At 66.5% G+C, this 17,762-nt stretch carries 20 protein-coding genes and 1 tRNA gene; 9 read left to right on the plus strand and 12 right to left on the minus strand.

The features are described 5' to 3' along the window. Positions 1 to 26: 26 nt before the first annotated feature. From EJO69_RS09015 to EJO69_RS09050, 8 genes are all read right to left on the minus strand, one after another. Complete coding sequence (locus EJO69_RS09015) at positions 27 to 416, minus strand: Imm51 family immunity protein (protein ID WP_164519924.1); 390 nt, start codon at positions 414 to 416, stop codon at positions 27 to 29. A 79-nt stretch (positions 417 to 495) separates the two neighbouring features. Next, on the minus strand, positions 496 to 1,209 hold the full coding sequence (locus EJO69_RS09020) for a nuclease-related domain-containing protein (RefSeq protein WP_211331404.1): 714 nt from the start codon (positions 1,207 to 1,209) through the stop codon (positions 496 to 498). 194 nt (positions 1,210 to 1,403) lie between these two features. Continuing rightward, positions 1,404 to 2,390: an IS481 family transposase gene (locus EJO69_RS09025; RefSeq protein WP_126041158.1), complete on the minus strand. Its 987-nt coding sequence runs from the start codon at positions 2,388 to 2,390 to the stop codon at positions 1,404 to 1,406. A 489-nt stretch (positions 2,391 to 2,879) separates the two neighbouring features. After that, complete coding sequence (locus EJO69_RS09030) at positions 2,880 to 3,197, minus strand: hypothetical protein (RefSeq protein ID WP_126041160.1); 318 nt, start codon at positions 3,195 to 3,197, stop codon at positions 2,880 to 2,882. A 59-nt stretch (positions 3,198 to 3,256) separates the two neighbouring features. Continuing rightward, positions 3,257 to 3,991: a hypothetical protein gene (locus tag EJO69_RS09035; RefSeq protein WP_126041162.1), complete on the minus strand. Its 735-nt coding sequence runs from the start codon at positions 3,989 to 3,991 to the stop codon at positions 3,257 to 3,259. A 220-nt stretch (positions 3,992 to 4,211) separates the two neighbouring features. Next, positions 4,212 to 4,288, minus strand: a tRNA-Pro gene (locus EJO69_RS09040). 73 nt (positions 4,289 to 4,361) lie between these two features. Beyond that, positions 4,362 to 5,240: a metallophosphoesterase gene (locus EJO69_RS09045; RefSeq protein WP_126041164.1), complete on the minus strand. Its 879-nt coding sequence runs from the start codon at positions 5,238 to 5,240 to the stop codon at positions 4,362 to 4,364. Further along, entirely contained in the window at positions 5,237 to 7,525 is a 2,289-nt protein-coding gene (locus EJO69_RS09050; RefSeq protein ID WP_126041166.1) for a transglycosylase domain-containing protein, read from the minus strand. The genes EJO69_RS09045 and EJO69_RS09050 overlap by 4 nt, the downstream gene beginning before the upstream one ends. 218 nt (positions 7,526 to 7,743) lie before the next feature. Here EJO69_RS09050 and EJO69_RS09055 point away from each other — a divergent pair, with 218 nt between their 5' ends. Genes EJO69_RS09055 through EJO69_RS09065 form a run of 3 tightly spaced genes read left to right on the plus strand, consistent with a single transcriptional unit; the run spans position 7,744 to position 8,727 of the window. Then, complete coding sequence (locus EJO69_RS09055) at positions 7,744 to 8,070, plus strand: WhiB family transcriptional regulator (protein ID WP_126041168.1); 327 nt, start codon at positions 7,744 to 7,746, stop codon at positions 8,068 to 8,070. Positions 8,071 to 8,101: 31 nt separating this feature from the next. Continuing rightward, entirely contained in the window at positions 8,102 to 8,266 is a 165-nt protein-coding gene (gene sp36, locus EJO69_RS09060; protein WP_126041169.1) for a Sp36 family protein, read from the plus strand. Further along, a complete protein-coding gene (locus EJO69_RS09065; RefSeq protein WP_126041171.1) occupies positions 8,263 to 8,727 on the plus strand; it encodes a RidA family protein in 465 nt (154 codons plus the stop codon). The genes sp36 and EJO69_RS09065 overlap by 4 nt, the downstream gene beginning before the upstream one ends. Positions 8,728 to 8,842: 115 nt before the next feature. Here EJO69_RS09065 and EJO69_RS09070 read toward each other — a convergent pair whose 3' ends face one another. Next, positions 8,843 to 9,520 (minus strand): Crp/Fnr family transcriptional regulator, encoded by a 678-nt coding sequence (locus EJO69_RS09070; RefSeq protein ID WP_211331405.1) that lies wholly within the window; start codon positions 9,518 to 9,520, stop codon positions 8,843 to 8,845. A 104-nt stretch (positions 9,521 to 9,624) separates the two neighbouring features. On the opposite strand from EJO69_RS09070, the gene nth reads away from it, so the two are divergent. Then, positions 9,625 to 10,317, plus strand: coding sequence for an endonuclease III (gene nth / locus EJO69_RS09075; protein WP_126041175.1), 693 nt, complete (start codon positions 9,625 to 9,627; stop codon positions 10,315 to 10,317). Positions 10,318 to 10,342: 25 nt separating this feature from the next. On the opposite strand, the gene EJO69_RS09080 is transcribed toward nth, so the two are convergent. Both EJO69_RS09080 and EJO69_RS09085 read right to left on the minus strand, forming a co-directional pair. After that, positions 10,343 to 11,230 carry an alpha/beta fold hydrolase gene (locus EJO69_RS09080; protein ID WP_126041177.1) on the minus strand — a complete coding sequence of 296 codons (888 nt, stop codon included), beginning with the start codon at positions 11,228 to 11,230 and terminating at the stop codon, positions 10,343 to 10,345. Positions 11,231 to 11,319: 89 nt separating this feature from the next. Next, positions 11,320 to 12,405 carry a hypothetical protein gene (locus tag EJO69_RS09085; protein ID WP_126041179.1) on the minus strand — a complete coding sequence of 362 codons (1,086 nt, stop codon included), beginning with the start codon at positions 12,403 to 12,405 and terminating at the stop codon, positions 11,320 to 11,322. 87 nt (positions 12,406 to 12,492) lie between these two features. On the opposite strand from EJO69_RS09085, the gene EJO69_RS09090 reads away from it, so the two are divergent. From EJO69_RS09090 to EJO69_RS09110, 5 genes are all read left to right on the plus strand, one after another. Continuing rightward, complete coding sequence (locus tag EJO69_RS09090) at positions 12,493 to 13,290, plus strand: hypothetical protein (RefSeq protein ID WP_126041181.1); 798 nt, start codon at positions 12,493 to 12,495, stop codon at positions 13,288 to 13,290. Positions 13,291 to 13,353: 63 nt separating this feature from the next. After that, the gene (locus EJO69_RS09095) at positions 13,354 to 14,370 is read left to right on the plus strand and encodes a CpaE-like family protein (RefSeq protein ID WP_126041183.1); all 1,017 of its coding nucleotides are present in this window, start codon (positions 13,354 to 13,356) and stop codon (positions 14,368 to 14,370) included. Beyond that, positions 14,367 to 15,518, plus strand: a complete 1,152-nt coding sequence (locus EJO69_RS09100) for a TadA family conjugal transfer-associated ATPase (protein WP_126041185.1) — start codon at positions 14,367 to 14,369, stop codon at positions 15,516 to 15,518. Before EJO69_RS09095 ends, EJO69_RS09100 begins: the two co-directional genes overlap by 4 nt. Further along, the gene (locus EJO69_RS09105; protein WP_126041187.1) at positions 15,518 to 16,237 is read left to right on the plus strand and encodes a type II secretion system F family protein; all 720 of its coding nucleotides are present in this window, start codon (positions 15,518 to 15,520) and stop codon (positions 16,235 to 16,237) included. The genes EJO69_RS09100 and EJO69_RS09105 overlap by 1 nt, the downstream gene beginning before the upstream one ends. Further along, a complete protein-coding gene (locus tag EJO69_RS09110) occupies positions 16,234 to 16,758 on the plus strand; it encodes a type II secretion system F family protein (protein WP_126041189.1) in 525 nt (174 codons plus the stop codon). Before EJO69_RS09105 ends, EJO69_RS09110 begins: the two co-directional genes overlap by 4 nt. Here EJO69_RS09110 and EJO69_RS09115 read toward each other — a convergent pair. Continuing rightward, positions 16,755 to 17,714, minus strand: a complete 960-nt coding sequence (locus EJO69_RS09115; RefSeq protein WP_245993609.1) for an aldo/keto reductase — start codon at positions 17,712 to 17,714, stop codon at positions 16,755 to 16,757. The two genes, EJO69_RS09110 and EJO69_RS09115, sit on opposite strands and share 4 nt — an antisense overlap. Positions 17,715 to 17,762 lie beyond the last annotated feature (48 nt).

The raw sequence follows: 17,762 nt of genomic DNA on the forward strand, positions 1-17,762 counted from the left end.
TGAGAGCCTCGCAGGCCTGGGTCCGGCTACGTGCCGTACCCCTCGAGCGTGATTCCAGCGGCGTGCGCACGCTCCAGCAGGTCCCGCATCGCCGATTCGTCCACGACGTACGGCAGCAGGAGGGAGCGAAGGTGGTCGAGGTCGGCGCGCTCGCCTTCGACCGCGAACATACTGCCCTCCGAATCGAAGTCGAGATGACGGAAGATCGTCGGAGCGACAAAATGGGCCACCCCCTCCCAGAAGGCGCCGTTCGGTTCCTCGCCGGCGGCCTCCACGACCTCATCCGTCGGCAGGCCCCCCAGATCGAGGGTGAGCGACGCCCTGTCCTCGGCCTCATTCGACAGGCGGAAGGGGCCCGCTCCCGGCCCGGGATCGGGTTCTGATCGGCGGGGGCGGAAGCGGTCGAAGAGACCCATGGGCAGAGCGTACATCCAGACCGCGAGCGGCGGAACTGATCTGACGACGCCGGCGTGATCGACGTGCGGGTGGCTGTTTTCAGGCGGCGGGGAACGCCGCCGAGACTCTGATCTGCAGCTCGTCGATCTGTGACTCCGTGAGCGGGCCCGGCCGGCTGAGGAGAGCCGCGAGACGCTTCGGCCAGGAGACATAGACGCGGCGGATGTGGAAGTCGCCGCCGAACATCGGCCAGTCGGCCTCGACGAAGCACAGGACGCCCTTGAGCGGGATGTCCGGGTCGCCGAGGGCGTCTCTGACCAGATCGGTCTGTTTGAGCACGCCGTCGACGAGTTTCGTGCGATCGCGCTTGCCGACGAAGAGCTTCTCAACCCGAGGAGAGAATAATCCGCCCTCGGTCCGTCGCTCAGGACGACCCTTGTAGCGTTTTGCGTCGATGATGAAGATGCCGGTTGGGCAGATGACGATGTGGTCGATGTTGGCCCGGCTGCCGGGGATGCCCCGATCGTGGAGGACCCGCACCAGTGGGCCGGCGAGACTGTCGAGACGCCGGCCCAGCTTCTCCTCGCCGACCGAGCCGACTGCCCACGCCTTCGTGCTCTGCGGCTCCTCTGACAGAGCGAGGATCAGCCCGCCGATCTTTGGATGGCGGCTCCTCACGCGATTCTCGCGAGCGGCTTTGCGTCGCTCGTGCTCACGCCGAGCCGACAGGCCCGGCACACCCTCGCGATGGGCGAGGACAAGCTCTGGCGGCGCCTCGGGGGTCGGGGCAGTCAACGGTTCGGTTTGGGACACCAGCGCCGTCTGAGGACTGGTCTTCTCTGCGTCGGCGGGGGCTGCCGGGTTCACGGCATCCGACCGGGTGAGCGGTCCTGGGACGGCTGAGGGAGTGGGGGCCTCGGGGTGAAGAGGTGCCGTATCCCCAGGCGTCAGCGGAATTGCGCCGGTGTTCAACTGAGTCGGCGGGCTCGCCGCAGCAGGCTGAGGGACTAGTTGTACTGTCCGGGGAGGTTGGTTAAGCGGGTGATTGGGGCGAGCCTGTCGCAGGCTGTGTGGGGTCGGTGATGATTATAGTGATGCAGCCATCCTGGTAGGGCGTCTCGTCGCTCGGTTTCTGAGGTGTAGCAGCGGGCGTAGCCCCACCCGTCTGCCAGGGTGCGGTGGAAGCGCTCGATCTTCCCGTTGGTCTGGGGTCGGTACGGGCGGGTCCGTTTTGCTGTGATCTTCAGCCTGGCGCAGGTTTCGCGCCATAATATCGAGCGGTAGGCCGGACCGTTGTCGGAGAGCACTCTTTCGACGGTGACGCCTCGGGTGTTGAACCAGGCTGTGGCCCGCTCCAACACCCCGACGGCAGTGAGAGCGGTTTCATCATTGTGGACTTCGGCGTAGGCGACGCGAGAGTAGTCATCGATGACGGTGTGGACGAAGGCGTGGCCCATCTTCGGGTTGTGGTGGTGGTTGCGGGCCTTGTCCGGCGTTGCTATGCGGTTGCGGCCTCCCTGTTGGCGACCGACGAAGCGCCAGCCGCCGCCGTCGGGGATGTTGCCGAGCTTTTTCACATCGACGTGAATCATCGAGCCGGGGTGGGGGTGTTCATAGCGGCGCACCGGCTCCCCGGTGGCGCGGTCTACGTGAGCGAGTCTGTTCAGTCGGCAGTGGCGCAGGATCTGATGAACGGTCGAGGGTGCCAGCCCGACCCGGACGGCCAGCTGGACCGGTCCTTCCCGTAGCCGCAGCCGCAGGCTCACGATTCGTCTTCTGATCTTCAACGGGGTCTGGTGGGGCGAGGTCTTCGGGCGTGAGGAACGGTCCTGCATGGACTCACCAGACCTGTAGCGGTCGGCCCAGCGTTTGACCGTCGGCCAGGAGCATTGGAACCGAGCCGCGACCTCGGCAATCGGCACCTGCTGGTCGACGACGAGCCGGGCGACGGTCAAACGGGCGCGAGGGGTCAGGGCTGCATTAGCGTGGGACATACGGAGGGCCTTCCTCGGAGTGCTGGTTTCGCAACTCCCACTCAATCGCGGAAGGCCCTCTCTTCACGTCACAAGTCAGCGCGTGTCATCGCACTGCCTCAACCAACCTGTCCGGTCAGTACAACTAGTCCAGAGTCGGGCTGTGGCGTGGCGTCGTCGACCGGGTCTATCGCTGCTGATGTCGGTGCGGGCGGAATGGTGTCCGCGCAGGGGAGACAGAGTACCGTCTTGGTCGAGCGATCGTAGACCGCTCTCACCGTGGCGGGCAGATCGTCCCCACACTCCCGGCACACTCCGGCATAGCGCAGATTCATTCGTTTCACCGTTCACGCTCCTTCGACGCGGGCATCGTGCACGTCACTGTGCTGATTTCCTGCCTCTTAACCTATCGCCCTTATCGGACACAGGTGGGCGCCACGGAGCCGACCCAGGCGTGCAAGGTCTGCGTGGCGAGCCGTTTCCGATGTCAGCGGCCAGGAGGTTGTTGGTTCAGAAGTAGAATCCGAGCACGCCGGTCAGAGCCGCCCACCCGCCGATGACGATGGTGATGACCAGCGCGATCGAGCCGAGGATTGATCGGTCTGTGCGCCGGCTGCGCAGTCCCAGAATCACTGCGGGGATCGCAACAGCAAGGACGGCGGCCGGGACAAGGATGCGGAGCCACACCGGTCCGGCTTCGTTGCCGCCGTACGTGATGGCGTTGGAGAGGAAGTACGTGGCAACGGAGACGAGGATGATGCCGAGGCCGAGCGCCGTCGCGACCGAGCCGTCCCGACTGCTCGGTGCGAATCGCATTCTGTCCTCCATCGTCTGCTCCTCCGTGGTCGGAATGGACGGACCGTCGGATTCACGGCCGCGTCGTGCCGCTACATCGAGCGGGCCAGGTCGCTGAGCGTGATCCAACCGAGGACGTGCCCAGATGTCTTCCCGTTGCTCGTGACGAAGAGGTCCTTGGCCAGGGGAGCTTTATCGAACGCCCGCCGCGCATCACCGACCGTGGCAGTCTCGGGCAGAGCGATAAAGGTTTCCAAGCCCTGCTTGAGTTCGGGGATCGCGAGCATGCGGGCCACCGTCTCATCGGCCGCCAGGCTGGCGGCACTGCTTCCCTTGGCCTGGGCGTACTTGTCGATGTCGGGTTCGTGGACGACCATGAGCGCCACGCCGGACGTGGTGAGGATCGGGACCCTGCTGTTCTTGCTCTCCCGCATTGAGTTGTACAGGTCCTGGAGCTTCAGCTCTCCTGCTTCACCCTTGTTGGCGACCCGACGCAGGGGGCTGATGCTGCCCACTGAAATCATGACGTCGACGACCTTGGTCTCCTCGCTGAAGACACCGGACAGCTTGAGTGTCTCGAGCGTTGTCGTGCTGGCGGCCTGGAGATTCTCCTTCGCGAAGTAGAACGCGAGGATTGTGCCCACCCATGTGCCGATCAGAGGGAGCACCGATGCGTAGACGAGCCGTGCCATCTCCGGCCTCGATGCGTCGGTGGAGAACCAGAGAAGCACGATTGAAATGGCACAGATCCCCACGACACCTGCAATGCAGACCCACAGTGCCAGCTTCGAGCGAACCGCCGCGTCTTCGTTGACTGTCCGTGCCATCAGCCCGTCCCCTAATCAGTTGTGAGGAACACCAGTGGACAGATTGTAGTGTCACAGATCACTCTGTGCAATAGTGGGTGCGATGTCGATCACCAGGCTGAAGCGTGGTGGCCCGGACTGTCTTGCAGAGCGACTTCGTCTGCTGGTGGCGCTCTGCGCTTCAGCGGCACAGACGGAACCGCCGGTAGATCACTTTCCGTGAAATACCGGCGGTTCCGATTGGTCGGGGTGACAGGATTTGAACCTGCGACCTCTTCGTCCCGAACGAAGCGCGCTACCAAGCTGCGCCACACCCCGTGCAACTCATTCATGATAACGAATGAAAGTCAGTTACCGAAAACGGGTCCCGCGATTCTCAGTGACTGATGCGTCACGCCAGGTCGAGAACCTGCACCTCTGGCCTGCAGGCCAGCCTGAAGGGCGCGTAGGGGGAGGTCCCCATTCCCCGGGAGATCGCGACTCGTGTGCCGTCCCGACCGGACGGCGGCCAGGGGAAGACCCCGGAGACATGGTCCGTGTCGAGATCGCAGTTGGTGACGAGAGCGCCGTAGCCGGGCACGCAGACCTGGCCGCCGTGCGTGTGCCCGGCCATGACGAGGTCGACGCCCTCGGCCGCCATGGCATTGAGCACCCGCGTGTAGGGCGCGTGCGTCAGCCCGATTGCCAGGTCGGCCGTGCTCGGCCCGGGGACCGGATACTCATCGAGGCGGATGTGGGGGTCGTCGACACCGACGAGGCTGATCCGGTGTCCTTGCACCGTGATCTCGTCGCGTCTGTTCCGCAGATCGACCCATCCGTAGTCCCGGAGGGCCGCCGTCATCTCCTCATGGGGCAGGTCCTCGGGCTCGGGGAGTTCCTTCCGGAGCGGCGGAATGACGTAGGCGAGGGGGTTCTTCCACACGGGGGCGTGATAGTCGTGCGAGCCGTAGACGAACGCGCCGGGTATGCCCGCAAGCGGCTGCAGCGCCCGCAGGAGCGTCGGAAGCGACGTCGTCGATGACAGCTGGTCGCCGGTGAGGAAGACGGCATCCGGCTTGAGCTCGGCAAGGTCGCGGACGAACTCCACCTTCTTCTCGTCATCGGGGAGCAGATGCAGGTCGGAGATGTTGAGCACCCTCATCGGCTCCCAGCCCGCGGGCAGGATCGAGAGCGGGTAGAAGGACCGCTGATACGAGCGCGCCTCGACGAGGGACCAGGCGGCGACACCCGCGCCGAGTGCGGTGACGCCCGCGGCCAGTGACCAAATCAACCCTCGTCTCCGTTGTCCGGGTTCTCGGGAGGAGGCTCAGGGGCGGGTTCAGGTGCAGGCTCGGGCTCCGGCGGTGGCTCGGGTGCCGGAGCCGGTTCAGGGGCTGGTGCTGGCGCGGGTGCTGGTGCCGGGCGAGGAGCGGGTGCCGGCCTCACCGCGGGGTTGTCCCGCCCCTGCGGAAGCACCGTGACGCCGTCGCGCGACGCGATGGTCTGTAGGTCGAAGGTCTGAGGGGGCGTGCCCTGAAGGATTCGCGAATGGTAGTCCGAGAAGACCATGGCAGGGTAGAGGCCGCCGTAGACCTCGATGTGGTACTGGCCATTGATGGTTGTGTAGAACATGGAGACGTTGCCCTCCATGTGTCCGAGCCAGATGGCTGTGGCCTCGAGCGGCGTGTATCCCATGAACCACGCGTGGTAGTCCATGTTCGCCGTACCGGTCTTACCGGCCGCCTCGTGGCCGGGGACGACCGCCCTGAAGCCGGTGCCGCCGGTGTCGACGACGGTCTTGAGTGCTTCGGTCGTCGTGTCGGCGACCTCCTCATCGAGCACGCGGGTGCAGGACGGGCTGACCTCGGCGATGACATCGCCGTTCTGGCTCTCGATCTTCGTGAACGCCATCGGCTCGCACATGATGCCGCCCGAGGCGAGGGTGGCCATTGAGTTGGCCGTCGACAGCGGGGTCACGTTGTTGGAGCCGAGCACGGAGGAGGGGCGCGGCAGCAGGGGGTCGCCGTTGCCGGTCTCGACTCCCATCTGCGCGGCGACTCCCGTGATGTTGCACAGGTCGAGCTGGGCCGCCATGTCGATGAACGACAGGTTGACGGACTTGCGGGTCGATTCGAGCACGGTCATCATGCCCGAGCCGATGCCCTCGATGTTCGAGGGATTGTAGGCGTCCGCCAGATCGGGCGCGCAGGAGATCGTCCAGTCCTCGCGGGCGTACTCATCCCGCGACGCGTCGACCCGCTCCTCGAGGCTGCGGCCGGACCGGATCCATTCGATGAGCGTGTAGACCTTGAAAGTCGAACCTGACTGGAAGCCCTGACCGCCGCCGCGGGTCATGCCCGCGTTGAGGTTGACCGTGGTCGCGTTCGGATCCTCGGCAGTCGCGCTGCCGTAGTTCGTGTTCTGCACCATGGCGACGATCTTGCCGGTGCCGGGTTCAACCGATGACATCGCCATCTCAACTCCCGACGGATCATTGACCGGCACGTTGGTCGTCACGGACTCGTAGGCGGCCTGCTGCTTGCCCGTGTCGAGCGTCGTGTGGATGATGAGGCCGCCGCGATAGAGCTTGTTGAGCCGGTCCTCGTGCGATTCTCCCCACGAGTCGGACGCGAGCAGGTCCTTGACGACGTAGTCGCAGAAGTAGACGGAGATTCCGGCGGACTCGCAGCCGTTGACGGACGGTGACACGTTGAGCATCTCGTCGATCGACACGTTGACCGACTCACGGAACTGCTCCTCGGTGATGTAGCCGAGCTCGTACATTTTGGCGAGCACGGTGTCACGGCGGGACTTCGCCTGCTCCGGATTGGAGATGGGGTTCCAGCGCGCGGGGGACTGGGTGATGCCGGCGAGCATCGCCGCCTGCGGGATCGTGAGCTCGTTCGCGGGGACCGAGAAGAAGAACTGGGATGCGGCCTCGGCGCCGTACTGCGAGGGGCCGAACATCGCGATGTTGATGTAACCCGTGAGGATCTCGTCCTTCTCCATCTGCTTCTCGACGGCCATGGCCGTACGAGCCTCGGAGAGCTTGCGGGCGATCGTCCGCTCTGTGGCCGCAGCGATGAGCTCCGGATCGTTCGAGTTCCGACCCTCCTCGATGAGAAGGTTCTTCACATACTGCTGCGTGATGGTCGATCCGCCGGCGAGCTGACCGCCGGAGAAGTTGTTGAACGCCGCTCCGATGAGGCCCTGCGGGTCGATACCGTTGTGGTCGTAGAACCGCTCGTCCTCGATCGCGACGACGGCATCCTTGAGGTGCTGAGAGATATCCTCTGAGCCGACGACGACGCGGTTCTCCGCGTAGAAGCGGGCCAGCTCCGTGCCATCGGCGGCGAGGATGACCGACTGCTCCGACGGTTCTGTGAACGTCAGCTCCGTCGGCAGATCGTCGAACAGCGACGTCGACGCGTTGGAAACGGTTCCGGTGGCCGCGACGAATGGCATCGCCAGCCCGGCCAGCACAAGCCCTCCCGCGGTGCACGCGAGGAGGAAGGCCAGCAGGGCCGACACCATTGTGGCAGGTGCCGCCTGTGAAGGTCGGTGAGGGCTCGACATAGTGACGAGTCTAAAGGCTCATGTCTCACTTGTCTGGAACGAGTTGCCCAATCCTCAGCCGGGCGTGTTCCTTTACCAGATTCGATTGAAGAATATCCGCGTTTCCGCGCCGCATTTCACATTTGTCCAGGTGAACAGATATATTGGCGGGACAGGTGACACCGGTCACGCCAACGAAGATCGCCGGAGTCGATGACGCCTCGGGTGAAGGAGCCTCAATGTCGCTTTTGTTAGAAGGACAGACATGGGCCGCGCAAGCCGCGTGCTCAAATGTCGACCCCGACAGCCTATTCGTCAGAGGCGCAGCGCAGAGACAGGTCCGCCAAGTCTGCTTCAGCTGTCCCGTTCGCATCGAGTGCCTCGCCGACGCGCTGGACTCGAATACCACCTACGGTGTGTGGGGCGGACTGACCGAGAGGGAGCGCCGCGCACTGCAGCGCCGCTTCCCGAACGAGCAGAACTGGTATCGCCGCCTGCACACCTCTCCGGATCCCATCTCCGTCGAGCTCCGCGCCGGCCGAGTACCGCGCTTCTCCGCACGGTAGCGAGCGGCCGCGCGTTGGGTACGCTGGTGGCATGACTCAATGGGAATACATGACAGCGCCGCTGCTCATCCACAACACGAAGACGATCCTCGACAACTTCGGCAGGCAGGGCTGGGAGCTCGTGACGGTCATGCCCGGACCGCAGGGCACTGAGAACGTCGTCGCCTACTTCAAGAAGCCCAAGGAGACCGAGTGACGGCTCCGAGCGCCCGGTTGGCCGAACTCGGCATCGAGCTCCCGGCCGTCGCTACTCCGCTCGCATCGTATGTTCCGTCAAAGGTGACGGGTGATACGGTGCGGAGTTCCGGTCAGCTGCCGTTCGTCGGCGGAAAGCTGCTCGTCACGGGGAGACTGGGTGCGGGAGTATCCGTCGATGATGGCTACCAGGCGGCTCGCGCATGCGCGCTCAACTCGCTTGCCGCCGTCGCGGAAGCCGCGGGTGGAATCGACAGCATCGACTCCATCATCCACGTCACCGGCTTCGTCGCATCCGACCCCTCGTTCTTCGAGCAGCCGACAGTCGTGAACGGAGCATCCGATGTCCTCGGCGAGATCTTTGGCGAACGCGGCCGGCACACGCGCTCAGCGGTCGGTGTGGCTGTCCTGCCGATGAATGTCCCGGTCGAGGTCGAGATCACCTGCCGGCTCGTCGGCTGAGAGGTACCCAGCTGATGCACCTCGAGAGTCCGCGCCGTCCGAACCGCGGTGGTTGACCCTCGACATGAATGTGGCGTGGCCCGGAGGCCACGCCATATCTGTAGAAGGGCGGCTGTCAGGAGGCGCGCTTCTCGAGGCGGCCGATCTCGATGAGAGTGACGGCGCGGCCCTCGAGGCGGATCCAGCCGCGGGAGACGAAGTCGGCGAGAGACTTGTTCACGGTCTCGCGGGAGGCGCCGACGAGATGGGCGATCTCCTCCTGTGTGAGATCGTGGGCAACGTAGACGCCCTCCTGGGTGCGCTCGCCGAAACGGCGTGCGAGATCGAGAAGAGCCTTGGCGACGCGACCGGGAACGTCGGCGAACACGAGGTCGGCCATCTGCTCGTTGGTCTTGCGCAGGCGCTGTGCCAGCTGGGCGAGCATGTGCTTCGCCATGTCCGGGTTGCCGTCGATGAAGCGCATGAGGTCGACATGCGACAGCGCAAGCAGCGTGGTCGGGGCGACTGCGGTCGCCGAGGTGGAGCGCTTGCCCTTGTCGAAGAGGGAGAGCTCTCCGATGATCTCGCCCGGGCCGAGGATCGCGATGAGGTTCTCGCGACCGTCATCGGCCGCGTGCCCCAGCTTGATCTTGCCGTCGACAATGATGAACAGGTGCTCGCCGGAATCGCCCTCGTGGAAGAGCGACTCTCCGCGGCGGAGGGTCTCTTCAGTCATCAGCTCGGCGAGCTGCGCTTGATCCTCCTCAGACAGGCCAGCGAATAGCTGTACCGAAGCGATGATGCTGGTCTCCAATGCTTTCTACCTTTCACAATTGTCTAGTCGGCTCTGGCCGGGCGGCCAGGGACGGCAGTTCACAGATAAGAGTATCCTATGTGAGAAGGGGCATAATATAATTCATGACTGGCGAGAAGCAGAAATTTCCTCCCCGCCCACGGTCCAGATCTGCTCGGATTGAGCAGGCTGTGGCGGTCGACGAGGCTCTCGCCGCGGCCTATCCGGATGCGCGCTGCGAACTCGACCATCGAACCCCGCTCGAGCTGCTCGTGGCGACGGTCCTCTCCGCTCAGACCACGGATGCCCGCGTGAATACTGTCACTCCAGAATTGTTCGCGACTTTCCCCACGCCGAAGGCATACGCGGAGGCCGATCGGGAGACGGTCGAGTCGATCCTCCGACCGCTCGGCTTCCACCGGTCAAAGGCGCAGGCGCTCATCGGCATCGGTCGGGCCCTCGTGGAGCGGTTCGAGTCCGAGGTCCCTGACCGCCTCGAGGATCTCATCAGCCTCCCCGGTGTCGGCCGGAAGACCGCCAATGTCGTCCTCGGCAACGCCTTCGGCATCCCCGGCATCACCGTCGACACCCACGTCGGGCGATTGGCGCGGCGGCTCGGATGGTCGCGGAGCACAGACCCGGTCAGGGTGGAGAAGGACATCGCCGAACTGCTGCCGGAGGAGGACTGGACGATGGCGTGCCATCGGCTCATCTTCCATGGCAGGCAGATCTGCACTGCCAGACGGCCGAAGTGCGAGTCCTGCCCGATCATGGACCTGTGTCCGTCCTACCCGCTCATCAAGACCGGCGCGCTCTGAATTCCGAGGCCTGCGCCGCGCGGGCTCAGATGTCGCTGAGGAAGTCGAGCAGTAGGCGGTTGAACTCCTCTGGCTGCTCTTCGGGCACGAAATGGCCGGCGTCCGGCAGGACGACGTGGGTGTAGGGGCCCGTCACATGCCGGCGGGTCCGCGACCAGGCGCGTGACGGCAGGAGCGGATCAAGGTCCCCGCGCACTGTCATAACCGGCGCCGCGATCGGCCGGGAGATCTTCTCGAGGTGGCGTCTGCCCGAACGGCGGCGCGGTGTGGACCACGTCCAGCGCATCTGATGCACCTGGGTCTTGGCTGCGTTCGGTAGCTGGAGGGCATCCGCGTAATGCTCGGCTGCCTCGGTCGCGCCGGTGTTTCCGGGGGCCGAGAACTCGGCGAGGATCTTCTTCAGCATCCCGGGCTTCTGCAGGCCGCTCTCGGCCACGCGCGGAAGGAACGACGTGAAGTAGTGGCGCCATGTCCGGAACGTGACGTGGAGGCCGAGACGGTACGTGTCGACCGGGTGGGGTGCAGAGACAGTGACGAGGCCCTTGATGAGGCTCGGCTCGAGACTGGCCGCCGACCAGGCGAGGTAGCCCCCCGAGCTCGTGCCGACGAGCACGGCCTCGGAGGCGCCGAGGCTGCGGATGACGCCGATGACGTCGCGGGCGAGGGTCGGTGCATCGAAGGTATCGCGGGTGCGGTCGCTCCCGCCCGCCCCGCGCACGTCCATCGCCGCCACGGCGTAACCCGCCTCCGCGAGGGCCGGGATCTGCTTCCGCCAGGCGTACCAGTACTGGGGGAAGCCATGGAGGAGCACGACGAGCGGGGCGCCCTCCCGCATCGTCCCAGCGGTTGCGACGTGGAACTGCGCGCCGCTCGCTCGGACGAGGCGATGCTGCCAGGGCCCGGGCAGCGTCACACAAGAATTATCGACAGGCACAATCCTCCTCAACGGACTGCGGGTGCAGGCAGTGGCCCGCACCCGCACTGGAATACCTCGAGGATAACCTAGGCGTCCGATCTCCTCGAAAGGAGCACGTCGCGGCGTCCGAACGCTTCGCCGCGCTCGGCCCCGTGGCGGCGTGCATTGTGCGAGACCACCCCGGTCATGAGGAGCAGGAAGCCGTACACCGCGAGCCTGCCCGAGGCGAGGTCGTTCGTCAGGTGATGCCCGACATTCCCGGTGAAGTCGTTGTAGGCGGCGAAGTTCTGCATCTGCGAACTCTGGAGGACGTCCTGGGCCACCGTCGGTGCGAAGACGGCGACGAGACCCATGAGTGCGATGATCGCGCCGATGACGATCGGTCCCACGGATGAGAAGCTGGCGACGAACCAGAGCACCGCAAGGCAGAGGAGTGCACCGAGCAGCTCGAGGACGACGATCCAGTCGACGGTGCCCGTGTTCCAGGCAGAGCCCTCCATGCCGCTCAGGCGAACGCCTGCATCGGCGACGAGGTACCAGGCGAGCGGCGCGAGCAGCAGCGTCGCGAAGAACACTCCGACGTGCGCCCAGGCCCGGCCCCGGGGCTCCTCGGGAATCGGCTCCTCAAAGGAGTGACCGAAGCCGCGCTCCGCGGGGAAGGCTGCAGGCCGGTGGGCCTCGGGGGGAGTGGAGGCGAAGGGGCTGTCCTCATCACCCGCAGGCGGGCGGGCGAAGACCGAGGTCCGCGTCGGATAGGAGCCGGTGCCGGTCGGGGGCGCGACGACGGTCGCATCCGGCCCATCCACCGCGTTTCGCGTCGCGAAAGGCGTCGTCCGAGTGTCATCGACGTTCGTGGGGCGCTCCGTCGGCCCGTCGGAGCCGAATTCGCGCTCCCAGCGCTCGCGGTCCGTCTCCTCCTTGGGCTCCTCGTCGAGGAAGTCGGGGCGCCACGAGCGCGTCGATTCAGTCTCGGAGTCGACGTCGAGTCCCGGCGGCTCCTCGTCGTGCGGGCGAGCGGCGGGGGCGTCAGCCTGCGTGCGATCGTGGTCGTCGACCGGTCGCTCGGCGTCGAAGCCCTCGGCGGGCCGGTCCTGTTCGGGAAGCGGGTCGAGAATATCGTCGTTGCCGTCCTCGTGATCGGGCCGCGAGTACGGATCGGTGGGTGTCGACACGGTGACCTCCTAGTTGGAATAAGTCGACGCTATAACGAACGGGCTGTGAATTGTGCACCACGCGCCCGCCGATCTACCGTTGCTGGCATGGTACCTGGAGATTCGCCGCTGGCCAGAGCGCTGGGAGTGCTCGCTGATCTGCCCGAGGCGACCGCCGGTGCGGCGCGCGTTGCGCAGGCTGTCCGGTCCGTCCGCTTCTCGACCGGCCTGCGGCGGGGATGGGAGGCGGCGCGCGCGGAGGCGAGCATCCACTGGGTGGTCTCCGACTGCAGGGCGATGGGCCTCGACGTCGGGGCGAAGGAGCTGCGGGAGCAGATCGCGCGCGATGGAGAGCCGGCCCTCGCCCGTGCTGCGGCGGCGTGGCGCTGCCACAGCGACGTCACGGCGGACCTGCCTCCGCTCAACACGAAAGACACGGCTCCCGCCCCGCACGCCTCCGTGCGGGCGATGCTGGCGGGACTGCATCGCGATGCGTCGTCGGTCGATCCTGTACGCCGCGACCGAGCGGCCATCCTCTCCGCCGAGGACACCGCACGTCAGGAGCTCATCGTCGACATCGCCGAGGCCCCCGCGCCCGCCCTCATCGTCCTCGCGACACTGCTCGGCCAGTGGCTCATCGATCCGCTGACGGTGCAGGAGGACGCGCTCGTGCGGGGCAGCTTCCTCCGCTGGCTCGGCACCGTGCGAGGATTCGAGCCGACGGGCACCGCCGTACTGGATCTCGTCGGCGTCGCCGATCGGGTCGACTCCTACGCCGCCGGGACGCCGGCGGGAATGGCGGAGTGGTTGACCGTAGTCGCGGACATGTATGTCGAGGCGATGAACACCTCGCTCCTCATCTCCCAATCCATTCTGGCCGGGCGTACTGATCCCAGTCTGGGCTGACTCGGTCCACAGCTGAGATTCAGTCCGGCAGTTCCGGCGCGTCGATGGTTCGACAATCGGGCCATGAACGACAGAGTCTCCCACCGCCGCGTGCGGACACAGCCGCTCACGACAGTCCTGCTTCGGGCGTCAACCCCCGAGCTCGTGACGGATGTCGAGCGGCTCTCGCACGTCGCCGGAGTCGACATGACGGCAATCTCGCTCGACGCCGACGCGCCACCCGCCATCCTCACCCTGGCGGAGGAGCCGGGTACCGCCCGCACGGTGCGGGCCAGCTTCAACGAGCTGTTCCAGCCCGAATTCGCGGGCCAGCACGTGAGCGTGAACCCGCGGACCGAACCTGCGGATCTGCTCGAGCTGTTCGTGGCGGCGGGTGCGACCCAGCGCGGCCTCATCGTCGGCGTCATCGGCGCCCACGGCGGGGCAGGCGTGACGGTCCTGTCGGTCATGCTCGCCCGCCAGCTCGCCCACGACGGCACATCCTCGCTCATCGATATGGATCCGCTGTCGCCCGGCTATGGCATCCTGCTCAGCCTCGACGGCAGCGGCAAGAGATGGGCCGACATCGAGAAGGAGAGCGGCACCCTGCTGCCCGGCCGCCTCGTCGACTCCCTTCCGCTGTGGAAGGGCGTGCGGGTGCTGACGGGCGACGAGAGGGGTGCGGCTCCCTCGACGGGCCGCTCCGGGATTCTCGCAGCCTCCGCGGTCTCGCAGGTCAGCGCCGTGACCATCGTCGACCTGCCGAGGTTCGCCCTGCTGCGTCTCAGCTCGTCATCGGAATGGCTGTCGTGGCTCGACCATCTCGTCATCGTCTGCTCGGCCGACATCACATGTCTTGCCGCGGCCGAACGGGTCCTGCCACTGACCCCGCCGAACCTCGCCACGACGGTCGTCATCACGGGCGTGAAGAGCATCGGCCAGGCGGATGATGCAGCCCACCAGCTCCACACGGAGGCATGCCCGCTGCGGTTCGAGCGCACCTTCGACGGGGACATCGCCCACGGGATGACCCCCGGTGACCGGCTCCGATCCGGATCCGCGCGCGACATACGTCGCATCGCAACACGGGTGCTGTCATGAGTCGCGCCTCAGATCTCGCGGCCGCCCGGGCCGCGGTGGTCGGCGGCACCCACGTCGGATCCGTTCTCGCCGGAGCTGCGCCCGATGCCATCTCCATCGCCTCCGTGGCCTCCGTCGGCCAGGGCATCCTCCAGCAGCTGGAGGGAGCAGGACCCGTCCTTCAGCCCCTGCTTGAAGACCCGGCCGTCACCGATGTCCTCGTCAACGGCGCCGAGGGGGTCTGGGTCGACCGGGGCGGTGGGCTCGAACTCATCGCGCACGAGGCCGACGAGCTGAGGGACCCCCTCGAGGTCCGCAGGCTCGCGGTCCGACTCGCGGCGACGTGCGGGCAGCGGCTCGACGATGCGTCGCCGATCGTCGACGGCACCTTCCCCTCGGGCGTCCGGCTGCACGCGGTGCTGCCGCCGCTGGCGGCGGAGGGCACCCTCATCTCCCTGCGCACGCAGCGCTCGGTCGCGCTCACGCTCGATGACCTCGTGGCATCCGGCACGGCGACGGAGTCGATGGCGGCCATCGTCTCCGCGATGATCTCCCGGCGCGCGAACGTCATGATCTCAGGGGCCACAGGCTCCGGAAAGACGACCCTCCTGTCCGCTCTGCTCGGACTTGTTCCGAGCGCGGAGAGGATCGTCGTCATCGAGGAGTCCGCGGAGCTCCGACCCACCCATCCGCACTGCGTCCACCTTCAGGTGCGGCACGCGAACGTGCAGGGTGCGGGCGAGGTGTCGATGAGCGACCTCGTTCGGGCGGCCATGCGGATGAGGCCGGACAGGCTCGTCCTCGGCGAGTGTCGCGGGGCTGAGGTTCGTGACGTTCTCGCAGCACTCAATACGGGTCATGAGGGCGGCTGGGCCACGATCCATGCGAACACCGCGAGCGATGTGCCGGCGAGACTGGTCGCGCTCGGGGCGCTCGCGGGGATGTCCGAGCCGACGGTCGCCGCGCAGGCTTCGGCCGCACTCGACGCCGTCATTCACATCAAACGGACGGCCGGGGGCCGCCGGATTGACCATGTCGCGACGCTGACGCGCGACGGGGCACGCCTCGTGCCGGTCCCAGCCGTCTTCATGAGGGACGGGATGACTGTGCCGGGCCAGGGATGGGATCGACTCTCCGATCGGCTGGGACTCGCCAGGGACCTGTTGTGATGTCGGCGGTGTTGGCCGGCGTCGTGGCCGCCGTCGCAGTCCTTGTCGTGGGCGGCGGACGGCGCCTGCCGAGGCCGCAGGTGCGGCGACAGAGATCGACGAGGGAGATTCGTCTCCCGCGCCGGCACGATATTGACCTCGGGGTTCTGGCCACTGACGTCGCGACGCGGCTTCGGGCGGGCCTCGGTGTCGAGCAGGCCTGGCGGGTGTCCCTGCGGCGCGCTGGCCTGCCCGAGCGGTCCCCCGTGCTCGATGGCGCCGGCTCGCCTCGGGCCCTTGTTGAGCTCGATGCGCGCAGAGGAGCCGCTGATGAGCTGAGAGCCCTCCTCAAGGGGGAGCCGCTCATCTCGAGTGTCACCCGCATCGCCCTGCCGTCGCTTCTGGCGGCGACGCGGCTGACCTGGCAGACGGGAGCTCCGATGGCGGATGTCCTGGATGAATGCGCGGCGGGACTGACCGAGGCGGGCGAAGCTCAGTCCGCTCGCGAAATCGCCCTCCAGGGCCCTAAATCGACCGCTGCCATGCTCGCGTGGCTGCCGCTGCTCGGCGTAGGTCTCGGCGTCGTCATGGGAGTCGACCCGCTCGGCTTCCTCACGGGCACGGGTGTTGGCAGGGTCTTTCTCGCCGCCGGCCTCATCTTCGAAATCGCCGGAATTCTCATCGTGCGTCGGATGGTGTTCTCCGCGCAGATGGAGGGCGCCGTCGGGAGGGCGACATGACCGCCCTCGCCATCGCCCTCCTCATCGCCGCGCTGCTGTGGCCACCACGTCGGCTGCCGCTGCGAGCGGAGGCGCCGGCATTCCTGCCGAAGCCGATCGACGAGGCGATGGTCGTCGACCTCGCTTCGGCACTCGTCTCGGCAGGCTCGGCGATTCCGACCGCGCTCCAGGCGCTGGGCTCGTCGCTGCCCCCGGGGGACGAGGCGAGCGACGCGCTGCGCGCCAGTCGCTCCCTGCTCATGGGGGCCTCGTGGGAGGAGGCCTGGGAGGGGAGCTCAGGCCGACTATCGCGCCTGGCCAGCGCGCTCGAACCGGCGTGGGTGGACGGCGCGCCGCCCGTTGTCATGCTGCACCGGTCCGCCGCCGGCATCCGGGCCCGCCGCCTCAAGGACTCTCAAGAGGCGGCCGCCCGGCTCGGGGTGCGACTCATGCTCCCGCTCGGACTGTGCTTCCTGCCGGCCTTCTTCCTCATCGGGGTCGCCCCCGTCATCATCTCGATGGGGATGAAGGTCTTCGGTTAGAAGAGGGCGACCTTTGGCGCGGGCGGGAAGATCTCGTCCAGCTCGTCCATATCCTCCTGCGTCGGCACCCAGGAGGCCGACTCGGCATTCGTCGTCACCTGCTCCGGGCGGGTAACGCCCGCGATGATCGAGGTGATCGGGTAGGAGGCGAGGAGGAACCCGAAGGTTGCCTCCAACTCGGTGATACCGCGCGCCTTCGCGAACTCCCGATACCTCTTCAGCTGGTCGAAGTCCGTCGTCTCCATGAGCTGCGGCTTCGTCACCGCGAGTCGCGAACCATCAGGGGCGATGCCGTCTGTGTACTTGCCGGTGAGCAGGCCGTTGGCGAGCGGGTAGTAGGGCAGGACGCCGAGGCCGAAGTGGGCGGAGGCGGGCAGCACCTCGAGCTCGGCGCGACGATCGAGAAGATTGAAGTGATTCTGGGAGGCGACGAAGCGCTCCGTCCCAAGCTCGCGTGCCACATGCTCGGCGTGGGCGATCTGCCAGCCCGTCATGTTCGAGTGACCGATGTAGCGCACCTTGCCGGAGCTGACGAGATCGGTGAGAGCCGACAGCGTCTCCTCAACCGGGGTGAGTGGATCCGGGGTGTGGTAGAGGTACAGGTCGATGTAGTCGGTGCCGAGTCGCTTGAGCGAGGCCTCTGCGGCGTTGATGATGTAGCGGCGCGATCCGCGCGCCCCGAAGTCCGGTCCGTTGATGCCCTTGGCGTCAAGACCGAACTTCGTCGCGATGACCACCTCGTCGCGGTGCCCGCGCAGTGCTCTGCCGACATATTCCTCGGACAGTCCCGGCTGCATGCCATACATGTCGGCCGTATCGAAGAGCGTGATGCCGGCATCGAGGGCTGCGTGGATCACTGCCGCCGTGCCCTCATAACCTTCAGTTGCCGAGTTCTTTCGACCGAAGTTGTTGCCTCCCAGCCCCACAGTGGAGACGGTCAGGCCTGAATTTCCCATACGACGCAATTCCATGCATCCACTTTAGTCGGCGGTCCACAGGAGTGT

Source organism: Flaviflexus salsibiostraticola (assembly GCF_003952265.1).
Lineage (GTDB): Bacteria > Actinomycetota > Actinomycetes > Actinomycetales > Actinomycetaceae > Flaviflexus > Flaviflexus salsibiostraticola.

What these genes read in the sequence shown, in the direction of transcription:
- EJO69_RS09015 (WP_164519924.1), bottom strand. Translation starts at nt 416, where the DNA reads ATGGGTCTCTTCGACCGCTTCCGCCCCCGCCGATCAGAACCCGATCCC.
- EJO69_RS09025 (WP_126041158.1), bottom strand. Translation starts at nt 2,390, where the DNA reads ATGTCCCACGCTAATGCAGCCCTGACCCCTCGCGCCCGTTTGACCGTC.
- EJO69_RS09030 (WP_126041160.1), bottom strand. Translation starts at nt 3,197, where the DNA reads ATGGAGGACAGAATGCGATTCGCACCGAGCAGTCGGGACGGCTCGGTC.
- EJO69_RS09035 (WP_126041162.1), bottom strand. Translation starts at nt 3,991, where the DNA reads ATGGCACGGACAGTCAACGAAGACGCGGCGGTTCGCTCGAAGCTGGCA.
- EJO69_RS09050 (WP_126041166.1), bottom strand. Translation starts at nt 7,525, where the DNA reads ATGTCGAGCCCTCACCGACCTTCACAGGCGGCACCTGCCACAATGGTG.
- EJO69_RS09055 (WP_126041168.1), top strand. Translation starts at nt 7,744, where the DNA reads ATGTCGCTTTTGTTAGAAGGACAGACATGGGCCGCGCAAGCCGCGTGC.
- sp36 (WP_126041169.1), top strand. Translation starts at nt 8,102, where the DNA reads ATGACTCAATGGGAATACATGACAGCGCCGCTGCTCATCCACAACACG.
- nth (WP_126041175.1), top strand. Translation starts at nt 9,625, where the DNA reads ATGACTGGCGAGAAGCAGAAATTTCCTCCCCGCCCACGGTCCAGATCT.
- EJO69_RS09090 (WP_126041181.1), top strand. Translation starts at nt 12,493, where the DNA reads ATGGTACCTGGAGATTCGCCGCTGGCCAGAGCGCTGGGAGTGCTCGCT.
- EJO69_RS09095 (WP_126041183.1), top strand. Translation starts at nt 13,354, where the DNA reads ATGAACGACAGAGTCTCCCACCGCCGCGTGCGGACACAGCCGCTCACG.
- EJO69_RS09100 (WP_126041185.1), top strand. Translation starts at nt 14,367, where the DNA reads ATGAGTCGCGCCTCAGATCTCGCGGCCGCCCGGGCCGCGGTGGTCGGC.
- EJO69_RS09105 (WP_126041187.1), top strand. Translation starts at nt 15,518, where the DNA reads ATGTCGGCGGTGTTGGCCGGCGTCGTGGCCGCCGTCGCAGTCCTTGTC.
- EJO69_RS09110 (WP_126041189.1), top strand. Translation starts at nt 16,234, where the DNA reads ATGACCGCCCTCGCCATCGCCCTCCTCATCGCCGCGCTGCTGTGGCCA.
- EJO69_RS09115 (WP_245993609.1), bottom strand. Translation starts at nt 17,714, where the DNA reads ATGGGAAATTCAGGCCTGACCGTCTCCACTGTGGGGCTGGGAGGCAAC.